We start from the raw sequence: 14,109 nt of genomic DNA on the forward strand, positions 1-14,109 counted from the left end.
CAAGGCTGTTTTTAGCGACAGCCGCTTACGCCACTTCGACGTGATCCAGCGCCTGATTCACCGCCAACCCGGCGACCATCACCACCTGCGCAATCCCCAACGCCGTCTTGCGATGCGAGGGTTCGAGCGTGGACGCAAAGTTATTCAACATCTCGGTGGCCGAACCCAGGGATTCGCTGGCGTTGGCCAACAGGGATTCAGTGTTGTACTTGGGATTGGCCCGGAACATCGGCTCGGGATCGACACAGCACGACATCACCCGGGAAGACGGGGAGAGGTAGTGATCCAGAGCACGCTCGGCGGCGTCGTGGAATTTCTTCGAATCGGGAAATTCGTAAGGGGAGGTTGGGTCGGTTTCGGGTGGGTTGGGTGTTGGTTTGATCATGGTGTAACTCCTACGTCATCAATGGGAGCCGTCACGTTCGCTACCAAACGATGGGTGGCGGCCATGCTCAGGTTGGTAGACCGGGACATAGGAAACCGGCGCGCCCGAAGACGCCCTGTGCATGACCACCATAACGCGGAGTCTTTCAGACACTGCACATCATGATGCTTATGCAACCTACGATAATCCGGGGCTACCAAACCCCGTCACTGATTTTTCAGTGACCAGGAAACAATAAGACCCGCGTCGTAGACGCACAAGCCGGCGGATTCTGGCGTAGTCGTAGGCAATGACGCAAGGCGTTGTAGCCTTGGGGAGGTTACGGCGGGTTGCTTTAAACGAACCTGTTTAAGCACTCAAAGCCTGGAAGAAATCTCGTTCCAGATGTAGCCGTAGTTGTATTGCAGCCAACGAACCAACGCCTTATCAAACTGCCTTCGAAACCAGCTGTTCTCCCTCGCAGCCAGTCTTTCCTCGATCATTACCCTGAGCGAGTCTGGATCAAAGCCAGTCCATACTGGAGGCACAGCGGCCACAAGGTTGGTGAAGCACACCGGTGCGACCTCTGAATAAAGGATTTCGTAGAGCACATCGGGATCGATGCCTCTGACCTCCGCCGCTAAATAATCGTATTCGACCGGCAAATCGTTGAAAGGCCAGGAGAGTGCAGCTCTGACGTCAGTCAGCTGCGGCTCATTCAGAAGATGTCCCAAAACCAAAACTCCTTTAGTTAGTCACTCAGTGGATGAGGACAAGAGACGGGGATATTTCTTGAAAGATAGTACTGGGCTTTATTGGCAAAAAAGGAATGGCGGGATTTTCAGGACTTCTGAGAATGCGGAATTTATGCGAGCCATTCGCAGTGGGCGAGAGCGCTTGGCACGGAACCAAGCGCTCAGGGTAGGGCGGGGCACTTGCGGTTCCACCCTGATGTTTCAGTTTTTGCTAGCGTTCAGCTTGCGCAGTTCTTCGTAGGTCGCCGACTGGACGAACCAGAAGCCGGAAATGATGCACCAGCACAGGGTGCCGGCCACGAAGATACCCAGCGCCGGCAAGAACCCGCTGGTGAAAATCGCGACGATAGCGACCAGCCAGATGAATGCCAGGGAGAGATACAGGACGGTGTTGTTGACGCTGATGACGAAGTCTTTCACGGGGCATATTCCTTGCGGAATGTAGAAAAAATCCCCCTCTCCGGGGGGAGGCGCAAGCGTGCCATCACAATGCCTTCGCTGACCAAGAAAAGGGAGCCTCTTTATCTGCAAAAAACCTGTCCTCTATTTTGTCCAAGCCGACGTATTTATTATGTCGGGCATCCGGCTAGCACCCAATTGCATACCCATTTGTCGGTATGCGTTAAAGATGGATTTTTTTTAACAAAATTTAGATATTTCTCAGCTTCGTCCCTTGAAAGGACTCTGAGCGAATAAATGTAGGCTCTTCTGTCCCACGACGCTGACGTCAAGACTTTTTGCTTGGCTTCTTTTGACCAAGCGATGTTTCCTTCCAGTAATGCGGCAGCGGCAGCGGATGCAGTTGCGCCTTGATAAACATACCGGCGAATATGTTGATCGGCTAAAAATAATGTATCTCGAGTAAAAAGCCACTCCATCCAGACTCGAACGCTTCGTTTATTAATTCTGTTTTCTTGACATAGTGAAGATAGTTGCGGAATTATTTTTCTTATTGATGGTGGAGGTAGCGACACAAGATATAAACAGATGTCGTTAATTACTGGTATGTAAAACTCAATATCCTCGAGTATAGTTTCTGCGATTTCTGCTATTTGGCCATGCTTAGCTCTTCTGATAATGGCTCTTAAAACGGCTAAGTCTAAATATCCGAAATTGCGTGCTCTTATAAGAGCATCTAAAAGAGATGCCCCTAAATTTTCGCCCTCGTCATCATCCTCTTGAGCATCCAATTCAGGATAGCTCTCATATTCATCGTATTCTTGATAGTCATCATCGTAATCGTCTCGTTCAGGCTCGTAGGCCCCATACTGATTGCCAGCCTCTATTTCGTTCAATATATCAAGCTTTTCCATTTGAAACTGATTCTGAAGCTCCTCTTGAAGAAATTGAGCAGATGACCTGATGGAGGTTTTTTCTGAAACTAATCCAAGTCGATGTTGGTCGTGAAGATAAACAACAAGATCCTCAAGAATCTCCGATAGTTGCTCTTCTGAGTCTGAAAAAATTCGAATGTCATCAACGTAGCGAACGTGTTCGACATGATGATTTGAAATGAATTGATCTACGTCAAGCAAGATTGCTTCTGCCAAAATAATTGAAGCTGCTGGCCCTATTGGTATTCCTTGCGATGCTTTGTTGTTCAAGCGAGATAGGAAGTTTTCTATTTCCCGTCCTGTGTTGTCCGGCCCGCCAACTGAATCAATAACGTTACCAACTCGATGAAGATAGATTTGGTTGTAAAAGTCACTAATGTCTGTAGAAAGTACGTATTCGTACACGTCTCCAAGATTTTCACAACTTTCTCTGTATGCAGGAAAACCAGAGCCCTTTGAGAAATAGCTATTGTCATCAACCTCAATTCGGTAAGAACAGGCGATAGATGGCAGCATTCGTGCAGCTTCTACCTGTTCAGCCACTAGGTAAACAAGTGCGGTGTAGATTAATGAGTCTAATGGTTCTAGCTGATGAACAATTCTATATCCTCCGCGAGCTTTAGCCCAAGGGAGCACTCTAGGATTTGTTGTATGTGCGCTGGCGAGCGGTGTCCCTAGGAGGTAGCTTTTGACTTCAGACCACGAATGCCACAATGCATGAAACTCAAATGGTTTTGGATAAAAATCGGTGTCGTAAAATGACGTTATATGATTGCGTGCAAATTCTAAAGATGCGTCGGTTAATACCATATTTTAGAACTCTTGATTTTTAGTAAATACAAGACATCCGATAGAGAAAGGGGGTGGATATTATTTCTTCAAAATAAATCTGTCCCTTAGCTGTTTCGTCCATTTTTCTGAGCAAAGCGCCTTACAGAATCTCTACCTCGCTTTCCTGAAGCCAGCCAGCAGCAACAACGTTCCGCTTGGCCAATGCCGGTTGAGGCGTGTATACGACAATCGCCAGGCTTTTTTCGGCTCGACTGCAAGTCACGTAAAGGAGCCTGCGAGTACGTGCTAGTGCGTTGTCTTTACCGTCACGCTCGTTGTCCCGGTCCGTTTTTGTTGGTTCTTTTACACCTAATAATTTGTCGTAGCTGAATAAGAAGCCGCCGGCCTCCTCATCATTAATAACTACCATGACACGTGGAAACTCCAGTCCCTTAACACCTTGATGTGTACCGTACGGTGAAAGACCATCTGTATAACTCGCAAAGGCTGCTAGCTCCGAAAATGGACGCTCAAGGAATAACCGGTATGCGTAGTTGGTGAACGCGTTCGTATCTTCAGGATCTGGAACCTCATCAGGTACTTCCAACACCATTGCTCCCAACAGGTTTTCAGGAACATCAAGTAATTGAGTTTGCAACAGAAGCGCAGCTACCTCGATCAGCGTTGGATCGTTGTCATCGAAAAGAGAGAGTAGGGAATATGTCGCGTCCTCTACGCGCTGCAAGTGGGCGGATTGATCCCCTATTGATTGCATAAAATCCTTACTGAGTAAGGGAGAGCGAGAGCGTACGGCTTCAAGTAGAAGGAAGTGATCGTTTTTTGCGGAGATGATGGGAAGAACACCTTCGCTGAAAACACGAAGTGCGGGCAGTGTGCCGTCCAGTAGGCCTGTCTGAAGGTGCTCGACCGAGTACAGGGGGCTGAACAGCTTCTCGAACCCCATCCGGCGTCCAGCCATCTTATGTTCCAGGATCAAAGTTTTCCGGCCCTCAGGACCAGTATCCCACTCGCTGTCGCCGGTAATTGCAGCCATCGAATGAGCGATGTCTTCCTCAAGGTTCGGTGCTTGCTCTTGGTTTTGACTGATGCAGTACATGCGTACTACACCTTCAAGGGCATCGGGTTTTGGGGTCTGCTGATGAGTGTCGGCAGTGCTTCGAATCACGTTAATAAGTTCTACTACCCTACGAGAACATCGGCGATTAACTATCTTTTCGGGTTTAGCCCAATCATCCGGTATCGCTTTGTCGAGGCGTGTTATTCCATGGCCGTAAATCTGTTGCATCGTATCGCCCAATAGTCCCAGGCAGAAACGTGACTCTGTGGACTGCTGGATTTTTAGAAAGGCCTCCATAACGGGAGCGTGGGTGTCTTGACTTTCGTCGATCAATACAACTGGATAGCGATCTACTAGAACATCAAGCAAAGGGGGGGTAGGCGCGAATGCGGCAGTTAACTTGATAACTTCATCGTGATTGAGTGCTTGCCGCTCTCTGTTGTCACCGGTAGGGCTGTAGATGAATTTCGTAATCTCGTCGAGCGACTCAAGTCTGCTTATTTTGCTTTGTAATTTGCGTCTATTCCCTCTAGAGGTTTTATTGTCGCCTCTCGAGCGTGCCAGTTCACCTTCGATCTTCTCAATGTCCTGAGCAAGTTTGATCCTAAGCCACTCTCTAATTTCGTTGTCGAAACCTTGAATTAGACGCCAAGCGAACGCGTGAATTGTCGAGACTTCTACGAGTGGATCAAACTCTAACCTTCGAAGAATTTCGTCGCAGGCCGCGTTTGTGTATGTGATCACTGCAACTCGTCGACCCTCAAACGTCAGGCGTTCACGCTCACGGTGCTTAAGTTCACGTATAGCCTCGACGAGAGAGTGCGTTTTTCCTGAGCCAGCACCGGCGTAAAGAAAAAAGCTTTTCGGGTCTTTCAAGTTTAGACATGTCTGCATGATGGTGTCGGCATCTGCGACAGCAGCATTAATCATGAGTCACCCCCGTACTTTCAGGAGGAATTACGAGCAGCTCCTTTTGCTTACTTCGCAATCCGTACTCCAACCACTCGAGACCTTCACTTATGTATTTAGGGATTTCGAGATCGGGAAAATTTTCGTCACTCAACACTAGCAACACAAATTCTGCTTTCTTCCCTTCTCGCAATTCGTTGAAAAAACGTTCCCCAATGGCTGCGGCTGTTTGCGCTTCATTTAAGATTTTTACGAAAGCTTTCATAAGGCCAGCCTTGTCTGTTCTTTTTGCAAAATGTTCAACGTTGCTAAGCACAAAGCTGTCTTCGAAGGTATTTGGAAGTGTTTCTATCCCTTCGCCAGTAGTGGGTAGGCGAAGGGGAATAGGTGTTTGATAGGCTATGCGTACCGAGTATAGGTCATCGATCTGATGCACTTTTTGGCTAGCTGGAAGTTCAAGAAGTTCATCCACTGTGCTGCCCAATTGCATCAGCTTCATCCAGTTCCGCAATGTCGGATTGTTCGTGTTTTGGTCTGCGTTTCTTTGCACCGGTTTCGCAGCCTTATCGAGTCCAGCATCGAGGTCTGTGATAACTAGGGTAAGAATGCCGAGAGCGTCAATTAACGGCCTTAATCGATGGGCGTGACTACCACCGATATCAAGAGTTGTGATGTAGCAGCGGTCAAGGAATGGGAACTTGTTCCGCAAAAAATGCGGTAGCATCATTCGCTCTGCTGAACCCTCTACCAGTATTACGGCATCGGCAAAAAAAATGTCTGCATGCTGTGCCCGCAAATATCTAGTCACGAACTCCTTCGTTCTTGTTCCGTCACCGAACACGTTTGAGAGGTTACTGACTGTCGACACCGGTACACGGATGTCATACATCCCAGCAGGGAGTCGTCTGAAATACCTAAGATTTTGGTACTCCACTTCATGAGTTACATGGCTGGAGTGCGTGCTCACTAAGAGCTGGGTCTTTAGATTTGGGTAGCGTTCAAGTAATCCGTCTCGACATAAAACTTGGTAGGCGTGCCGCACGAACACCTGTTGCACTTGAACATGGAGATGGGCTTCAGGTTCCTCAATGAGTACAAGGTGAATGGGTTCAATGCGGTCTATTGTTTCGGTGGTAGCTGCCCTGGTTTTTCTTAGCCACTTATCTCTAAAACCCATTAGCCGAAAAATCATAGATATTAAGTTTTGGTATCCCAGCCCGTTTGCTGTCTCTGGTAAGTGTAGAGGAGGAGCTCCAGGGGCGCCCTGAACAGAATCCAACTCAAAAAGGACGGCTGCTTCATGATTCATACCATCAGTTGTTGCTAGACGACTTGAGACTTTGATACGTGGGTCATTGCGGCCAGGGTAGCCCAATCCCTCGACCTCCCTGATAGCAGGTTCGAAGCTGCTACTTAACCTAATATCAAACGCCGATTGGGCTGCTTCTATCGCTCGTAATGCTTCTAGATCTGAGATATCTGGGCTGTCACCAGGATCAAGGTGTTGGGAGTAATAGGATCTGAGTTGTTCCGAAAGTTTTTGAGCGCCGCTGGGTCTAGTGTTATCGCTTTGATTGTCTTCCGAATAGTCTCCGAAGCCCCGCTGTGCGTTGATCTCGTGCACTCGAATTAGTCCGCTGAGAGGATTACTTTCCAGAGGCAGAGTAGTCGCACTCAATTTCTGCATCAGAGCCATTCGAGTCGACTTATCAGGGTTCTTAAGTTGTTCTGGATCTAGGCGATACCAACGAACCTTAAATTTGCTTCCCAAGCGACGGTTCAAATAGTCATGAAGGCTTTGAGGCCATAGCTTCAGCGGTTTACCAGGTGGATCTTCTTTCCCTATGGCATCTTCAAGCTCTGCAACCCTTGCGCGCTCCTTGCGATAGTCCGTGTACAAAACGTTCATATCATCTGGTTCAAGCAGGAAACGCATTCCTACAAGCCCGCCGCGCCATGCAAAACTGGGTATGAGATCGCGGATGAAGTGAAACTCTCCTTGATCCGCCGATACCCAGATATCCAGAGTAGGGAGCCAATCGGCCCATTCGTTGGCTGTAGGAATCTCAAAATTTGCTGGTGGTTTCTCCCACACCTTACCAATCTCGTCCAGCTTGGCGAGATGACAAAGAGTCAGATCTTGTAGTCGAAATGTGGATGCCTTCGATACCAAAAATCTTCGGAGTGCCAGCATGGCCGAGGACTTACCGCTATTGTTTGCACCTACAAGTAGAGTGGTCTCATTAGCGAAGTCAATTCGCACAGAAAGCAGTTTTCGGAAGTTAGATATCTCTACGTGCTGAATGCGCATGGGTCGTCCCTGAAAACCTGAGGAATGTCAGTTTGCAATCAAATGTAGCAGCTGGCTGCAGCAATCAATGAAAAATGGCACTTGACCCTCCGACGTGGGAGTCACCTGAGTCTAAGCCTTAACCCACCGCCCCCGACCCCAACCACTCAACCAATCCACCCCCCACACCAAAATCAGCATAGCCAATATCACCGTCCCCGCCTGCGCCTCCTGAAACAAACTCAAGCTCACATACAACATCTGCCCCAACCCCCCAGCCCCGACAAACCCCAACACGCTGGCCATCCGAATATTGTTCTCCCACCGATACAAACAGTACGCCAGCAACTGCGGCGCCAGGTTCGGCAGCGTGCCGTAGCAGAACGCCAAAACCGGATTCCCGCCCTGCAACCGAATCGCCTCCGCCGGTTCCGGTGGCGTGTTTTCCAGCGCTTCCGCAAACAAGCGCCCCAGTACGCCCGTGGTGTGCAGGGCGAGGGCGAGGGTGCCAGCGTTAGGCCCAAGGCCGGCGGCGAAGACCATGAGGGCGGCCCAGACGAGTTCGGGGATGGCACGCAAACCGTTGAGCAGCAGGCGGGCGGCGCTCTGAAAAAACCAGCCGAAGCGGCCGGCGGCGGGGAGTGCCAATAACAGTCCCAGGACCGTGGCGAGGAGGGTGCCGAGGGCGGACATGGCCAAGGTTTCCATGGCGCCGTGGAGGATGGCGTTGAGGTAACCGGCGCTGAAGTCAGGGCTCAGGAAGCGGCCCACATACGAGCCCATTTGTTTCAGGCTGGTGGCGCTGCCGAGTTCTTCGAGGTCGAGGCCCAGGTAGGCGAATGAGGCGATGACAGCGGCGATGATCGCGACAATCAGCAACGGGTTGATCAGACGCTTCATGTCAGCCTCCAGCGCAGCAGGCGGCTGAGTTGGTCGGCGCCGAGGACGAGCAGCAGGAAGGTGAGGAGCATGCTGGCGACTTCGCCGCCGGCGAACATGCGGATCGACAGGTCGATCTGTTGGCCGAGGCCGCCGGCGCCGACGAAGCCCATCACCACTGAGGCGCGGATGGCGCATTCCCAGCGGTAGACGGTGTAGGAGAGCAGTTCGGCCGCGACGTTGGGCAGTACGCCGTAGGCGAAGCTCGCGAGGCGTCCGCTGCCGGCCTGGAGCAAGGCGTGGGCCGGGCGTTGGTCGGTGGATTCGAAGATTTCCGCGTAGACCTTGCCGAGCATGCCGCTGTAGGTGATGGCGATCGCCAGCACGCCCGCCGCCGGGCCGAGGCCGACGGCGCGCACGAACAGCAGCGCCCAGACGATCTCCGGCACGCTGCGCAGGAAGATCAGCAGCCCGCGCACCGGCCAGCGCAGCAGTCGGCCCAACAGGCTCGGACGACCACCGTGGGAAGCGGCGGACAACGACAAGGCGCGGCTGGCGAGCAGGCCGGCCGGTACCGCCAATACCAGCGCCAACGCCATGCCGGCCGTGGCGATGGCCAGGGTTTGCAGGGTGGCCTTGAGCAGCAGTTGCAGAAAGTCTCGATCATGGGCCGGCGGCCAGAAGGTCGAGACGAAGCGGCCCATTTCGCTCTGGCTGTCGGCGTGCAGCAATACGCCGAGGTCGAGTTCGCTGAGCTGAATGCCCGGCCACAGCAAGGCAATCGCCAGCAGTGTCAGCAGCAACCGTGGCAGCGCGGCGGGGTCGCGGGTGTCGGCGGTCAGCATCGTGGAATCTGCACAATCAGTGGCGTCAGGGCCGGCGCCGGGGAATGCAGTTGTTCGTTGGCGTACAGGGTGTCGAGCATGTCGTGGCTGACTTGATCGGACGGGCAATCGAACAGGATCTGCCCCTCGCGCAAGCCGATGATGCGCGGGAAGTGGGCGAGTGCCAGTTCCACCGCGTGCAGGCTCGCCACCAGCGTGACGTTGTGCTCCCGGGCGTGGCGCGACAGGACCGTCAGGGTGTGCCCGGCGAGAACCGGGTCCATGGCCGACACCGGTTCATCGGCCAGCAACACCTCCGGCGCCTGATACAGCACGCGAGCGATGCCGACCCGCTGCAATTGGCCGCCGGACAGTTGCTGGCATTGGCTGAAGAGTTTTTCTGCCAGATCCAGCCGAGCCAGAGCGGCGCGGGCGCCGGGGATGTCCAGCGGATACAGCAGATTGATGAGGCTTTTGCCCAGGCTCCATTGCCCGAGTTTGCCGGCCAGCACCGCCGTCACCACCCGTTGCCGGGGCGGCAGGGGCGGTGCCTGATGCACCAGGCCGATTTTTGCGCGCAGGCGTTGGCGCTGGCGGGCGGACAAGTGCCAGGCCCGCTGGCCCAGCACTTCGATGTCGCCGCTGCTGGGCCGAATCGCGGTGGCCAGCAGGTTGAGCAGGCTGGATTTACCGGCGCCGGACGGGCCGATGATCGCCACCTGCTCGCCGCTGTTGATCTGCAAATCCACACCACGCAGGGCTTCGACGCCGTTGGCGTGGTGCAGAAAGACTTGCTTGAGGCTCAGGGTCATTTCAGCAGTTCGGCGGCGCGGGCGGCTTCCTCGATGCCTTTGTAGTTGTCCGGGCTGGTTTCGATGAAGCGGCTGGCAGCTTGCAGGTCGAGGATTTTCTTCTGCTCGGGGTTGGCCGGGTCGAGGGCGAGGAAGGCTTTTTTGATCTTCGCCGCCAGCGCCGGGTCGAGGGTGCCGCGCACGGTCCAGTTGTAATCGAAGTAGGCCGGGGTGGTGGCGAAGACCTTGACCTTGTTGGTGTCGACCTTGCCGGCGTCCACCAGTTTCTGCCAGACGCTGGCGTTCAGCACACCGGCATCGACCTTGCCGGCCTGGACCCAGGCAACGGTGGCGTCGTGGGCACCGGAGTAGCCGACGCGGCTGAAATAGGTTTCCGGTTTGATGCCGTCCTTGAGCATGAAGTAGCGCGGCATCAGGCTGCCGGAGGTGGACGACACGGAGCCAAAGGCGAAGGTCTTGCCCTTGAGGTCGGCGAGGCTTTTCACGTTCGGGTCGGCGGTGATGAATTTGCTGGTGAATTGCGCGTCCTGCTCACGCTGCACCAGCGGGATCACCGGAGTGGTGGCATCGGTTTTCAGCCGTGCCTGGACGAAGGTGAAACCGCCCAGCCATGCCATGTCGAGGCGGTCGGTGGCCAGCGCTTCGACCACCGCCGGGTAATCGGCCACGGGAACGAACTGCACCTTCATGCCCAATTGCTGCTCCAGATAAGCCCCCAGCGGTTCGAACTTGCGCAGCAGTTCGGTCGGGGCCTCGTCGGGAATCGCGCTGACTTTCAACACGTCGGCGGCCTGGGCCAGCAGGGTGGAAAAGGACAGGGCCAGACCTGCAGTCAGTGCCAGGGTGCGTTTGAGCATGGGAATCTCCGTTTCATGGGCGTCAGGATCGGTGCGTAGCCTGCGGAAAAACGTCGTCGGCTGCAACGTCAGGTTAGACGAATCGGCGCGACAGCGAGGCTCAGTCCACCTGCGCGAAGCGCTCCACCAGCCAGTCGATGAACACCCGCACGCGGTTGCTCAGGTGCCGGTTCGGCGGATACAGCAGGTGGAACGGGTACGCCGGCGGACGCCAGTCGGTGAGGATCGGCACCAGTTCGCCGCGTTCGATGGCCGCCCTGACTGTGTAGCTGAATGTGTGAATGATCCCCAGCCCCGCCAGACCGGCCGCCAGATGCGCGTTGCTTTCGTTGACGCTGACCAGGCCTTTGCCTTCGATCTGATGGCGTTCGCCGTTGCGCTGGAAGTTCGACGGCAGGATACGCCCGGTGGAGGCCGAGCGGTAAGCGATCATCTGATGTCGGGCCAGCTCCAGCGGGTGCATCGGCGTGCCGTGGCGCTGCAAATAATCGGGCGTGGCGCAGGTGGTCCAGGACACTTCGCCGAGGCGGCGCACGGCGAGGGCCTGTTCGGTCAGCGGGCCGCCGCGAATGACGCAGTCGACCCGCTCGCTGATCAAGTCCACCGGGCGGTCGCTGACGCCCAGATCGACCTGAATGTCCGGGTAGCGCTCGAAGAACTTCGGCAGTTCGGGAATCACCAGCATGGTCGCGGTGGAACCGCCGATGTCCACGCGAATCCTGCCACGCGGCAGTCCCTGGGCCTGACTGAAACCCTGATCGATGTCGTCCAGTTGATGCAGCAGTTGCTGGGTCAATTGGTAGTAGGAAGCGCCGTCGGCCGTCACGGTCAGGCGCCGGGTGGTGCGTTGCAGCAGGCGCACGCCGAGATGACTTTCCAGTTGCCCGATCAGTTTGCTGACCGTGGTTTTCGGCTGGTTCAACGAGTCGGCGGCTTTAGTGAACGAGCCGCTTTCCACGACGCGGGCAAAGACGCGGATCGCCAGTAACTGATTCATCAGGCTGCACTCATGGATCGAAGACAGGGCTGAGTATTGTGCATGTCTGTGTACAAACAAAACCGATTTTGCGGATTTTTCAAATCAATCCATCGGCCTAAAGTCGCTTCCAACGGCTCACCTGCGACCCGTCACCTTCCTTGAAACAGTCACTGGAGATTCATCATGAGCAACAGACTTGAAGGCAAAATCGCCCTGATCACTGGCGGCACCACCGGCATCGGCCTGGCCTCGGCGCAGGAATTCGTCGCCCAGGGCGCCACGGTGTTCATCACCGGCCGGCGTCAGGCCGAGCTGGACAAAGCCGTCGCCGCCATCGGCCCACGGGCCATCGGTATTCAGGGCGACGTGGCAAAACTGGACGATCTGGATCGCATCTACCGCGAAATCGCCGAAAAGGCCGGCCACCTCGACATCCTGTTCGCCAATGCCGGTGGCGGCGACATGCTGCCGCTGGGCTCGATTACCGAAGAGCACTTCGACCGGATTTTCGGCGCCAACGTGAAAGGCACGTTGTTCACGGTGCAAAAGGCACTGCCGCTGCTGCGCGATGGCGCATCGATCCTGCTGACCTCATCGACCACTTCAGTGCAAGGCACGGAAAACTTCAGTGTCTACAGCGCGAGTAAAGCCGCCGTGCGCAACTTCGCCCGGTCGTGGCTGCTGGATTTGAAACCTCGGCGCATCCGCGTCAACGCCATCAGCCCAGGTCCGGTGCGCACGCCAGGTCTGGCGGGGCTGGTGCCAGCCGAACACGCTCAGGGGCTGTTCGACCAGTTGGCGTCGGTGGTGCCGATCGGGCGTCTGGGTGAGCCGAACGAGATTGCCAAGGCAGCGTTGTTCCTCGCTTCGGATGACAGCAGCTTCGTCAACGGCATCGAATTGTTCGTCGACGGCGGCACCGCGCAGATCTGACTGGCGTCAGTCAATGCCCCGGCACTTGTTCATTCGAGTGCCGGGGCTCGTCTGTTTCATCCGTTTCTTCGGCCGGTGCCTTGTCCCAGATCAGGCGCGGATCGAAGCTCATGGCCGAGAGCATGGTGAATACCACCACCAGGCCGAAAAACAGAATTCCCGGTCGCGGCTCGATATCTCCCAGCGCCTGGAACTTCACCAGTGCCGCCACCAGCGCGACCACCAGCACGTCGAGCATCGACCAATAGCCGATCAGCTCGACGAATCGATACAGCTTCGAACGTTCCCGGCGCGCCCAGTGACTGTCCCGTTGCACGGTGACCAGCAGCAGCGTCAACGCGACGAATTTCACTCCCGGCACCGCAATGCTGGCGATGAAGATGATCAGCGCAATGTCCCACGCGCCGTGGTCCCAGAACTCCAGCACGCCACTCATGATGGTGCTGTCGGCGCCGTTGCCGAGCAGGGTGGTGTTCATTACCGGCAGCAGATTCGCCGGTACGTAAAGCGCCAGGGCGGCGAACATGTAGGCCCAGGTGCGGGCCAGCGAGTTGGTCTTGCGCCGGTGCAGCGGTGCGTCGCAGCGTGGGCATTGGTGCGGCTCGTCGGTCATGTCGCAGGCCAGTCCGCAGCTGTGGCACAGGCAGAGATTGAGTTCGCTGGCGGTCGGTGGTCGTTTCACAGGATGTCCCACAAGTCACGTATGTCGCGCCCGGCAATGCGGATCAGCAACAGGCTCAATACAGCGAGGGCGAACAGGCCGATGCCGGGGATCACATCGAGCATGCCCGCCAGTTTGAACACCGCGACCATGGCGCCGAGCAGGCAAACCTCAAGCATGCTCCACGGCCGTAACGTTTCCAGCCAGCGCATGCACACTTTGAAGGCCGGACAGCGGCGCGAGGCGAGGGCGAAGCTCAATACCCAGATGAGCAAAACCAATTGAAAGGCCGGGGCGATGATGATCGAGATCGCCGCGACCATGGCCATGAAAGTAATCGGCCCCTGACTCAGGGCCAGCACCGAATCCCACAGGGTCGCGCTGTTTTTCAGGCCCTTCATGCTGATGCTCATCACCGGATAGAAATTGGCGAACAGCCATAGCATGGCGGCAGTGAAACTCAGGGCCAGACGTTGCTCCACGCTCAGGTTGTTGTGGCGCTGGAGCACGCCGCCACAGCGAGCGCAGAGGGATTTCTGGTAGCGGGCGAGCGTGGCTTTTTCGTACACGCAATCGCAATGCTCGCAGATGATCAGGTGATCAGTCGTGGCCATGGGGCGCTCGAGGGAAGGAGGGCTGAACCTTCTTCAATATAGGCGCGTT

At 55.2% G+C, this 14,109-nt stretch carries 14 protein-coding genes; 1 reads left to right on the plus strand and 13 read right to left on the minus strand.

Going from position 1 to position 14,109, the window contains the following annotated elements; translation table 11 throughout:
- Positions 1-25 precede the first annotated feature (25 nt).
- The 11 genes from NE357_RS12475 to NE357_RS12525 form a co-directional block, all read right to left on the minus strand.
- Positions 26-385 carry a DUF6124 family protein gene (locus tag NE357_RS12475; RefSeq protein WP_085709846.1) on the minus strand — a complete coding sequence of 120 codons (360 nt, stop codon included), beginning with the start codon at positions 383-385 and terminating at the stop codon, positions 26-28.
- 356 nt (positions 386-741) lie between these two features.
- Positions 742-1,098, minus strand: a complete 357-nt coding sequence (locus NE357_RS12480) for a DUF7079 family protein (RefSeq protein WP_169430107.1) — start codon at positions 1,096-1,098, stop codon at positions 742-744.
- A 222-nt stretch (positions 1,099-1,320) separates the two neighbouring features.
- Positions 1,321-1,539, minus strand: coding sequence for a hypothetical protein (locus NE357_RS12485; RefSeq protein WP_011333849.1), 219 nt, complete (start codon positions 1,537-1,539; stop codon positions 1,321-1,323).
- Positions 1,540-1,688: 149 nt separating this feature from the next.
- Positions 1,689-3,263, minus strand: coding sequence for an RNA-directed DNA polymerase (locus NE357_RS12490; RefSeq protein ID WP_169430108.1), 1,575 nt, complete (start codon positions 3,261-3,263; stop codon positions 1,689-1,691).
- Positions 3,264-3,384: 121 nt separating this feature from the next.
- On the minus strand, positions 3,385-5,232 hold the full coding sequence (locus NE357_RS12495) for a UvrD-helicase domain-containing protein (protein ID WP_169430109.1): 1,848 nt from the start codon (positions 5,230-5,232) through the stop codon (positions 3,385-3,387).
- A complete protein-coding gene (locus tag NE357_RS12500) occupies positions 5,225-7,522 on the minus strand; it encodes an AAA family ATPase (protein WP_169430110.1) in 2,298 nt (765 codons plus the stop codon). The genes NE357_RS12495 and NE357_RS12500 overlap by 8 nt, the downstream gene beginning before the upstream one ends.
- A gap of 111 nt (positions 7,523-7,633) precedes the next feature.
- Positions 7,634-8,401: a phosphonate ABC transporter, permease protein PhnE gene (gene phnE, locus NE357_RS12505; protein WP_445576631.1), complete on the minus strand. Its 768-nt coding sequence runs from the start codon at positions 8,399-8,401 to the stop codon at positions 7,634-7,636.
- Positions 8,398-9,225 (minus strand): PhnE/PtxC family ABC transporter permease, encoded by an 828-nt coding sequence (locus tag NE357_RS12510; protein ID WP_169430111.1) that lies wholly within the window; start codon positions 9,223-9,225, stop codon positions 8,398-8,400. The genes phnE and NE357_RS12510 overlap by 4 nt, the downstream gene beginning before the upstream one ends.
- Positions 9,219-10,016, minus strand: coding sequence for a phosphonate ABC transporter ATP-binding protein (locus tag NE357_RS12515; RefSeq protein ID WP_169430112.1), 798 nt, complete (start codon positions 10,014-10,016; stop codon positions 9,219-9,221). The genes NE357_RS12510 and NE357_RS12515 overlap by 7 nt, the downstream gene beginning before the upstream one ends.
- Complete coding sequence (locus tag NE357_RS12520) at positions 10,013-10,873, minus strand: putative selenate ABC transporter substrate-binding protein (RefSeq protein ID WP_169430113.1); 861 nt, start codon at positions 10,871-10,873, stop codon at positions 10,013-10,015. The genes NE357_RS12515 and NE357_RS12520 overlap by 4 nt, the downstream gene beginning before the upstream one ends.
- Before the next feature lie 100 nt (positions 10,874-10,973).
- Complete coding sequence (locus NE357_RS12525; protein WP_085709857.1) at positions 10,974-11,870, minus strand: LysR family transcriptional regulator; 897 nt, start codon at positions 11,868-11,870, stop codon at positions 10,974-10,976.
- A 165-nt stretch (positions 11,871-12,035) separates the two neighbouring features.
- Between NE357_RS12525 and NE357_RS12530 the strand changes: the two genes are divergently transcribed.
- Entirely contained in the window at positions 12,036-12,785 is a 750-nt protein-coding gene (locus tag NE357_RS12530) for an SDR family NAD(P)-dependent oxidoreductase (RefSeq protein WP_169430114.1), read from the plus strand.
- Between the two features lie 10 nt (positions 12,786-12,795).
- Here the strand turns inward: NE357_RS12530 and NE357_RS12535 are convergent, their stop codons facing one another.
- Positions 12,796-13,467, minus strand: coding sequence for a paraquat-inducible protein A (locus NE357_RS12535; RefSeq protein WP_169430115.1), 672 nt, complete (start codon positions 13,465-13,467; stop codon positions 12,796-12,798).
- Entirely contained in the window at positions 13,464-14,060 is a 597-nt protein-coding gene (locus NE357_RS12540) for a paraquat-inducible protein A (protein WP_169430116.1), read from the minus strand. Before NE357_RS12540 ends, NE357_RS12535 begins: the two co-directional genes overlap by 4 nt.
- Between the last annotated feature and the right edge of the window lie 49 nt (positions 14,061-14,109).

Source organism: Pseudomonas sp. G7(2022), assembly GCF_052660475.1.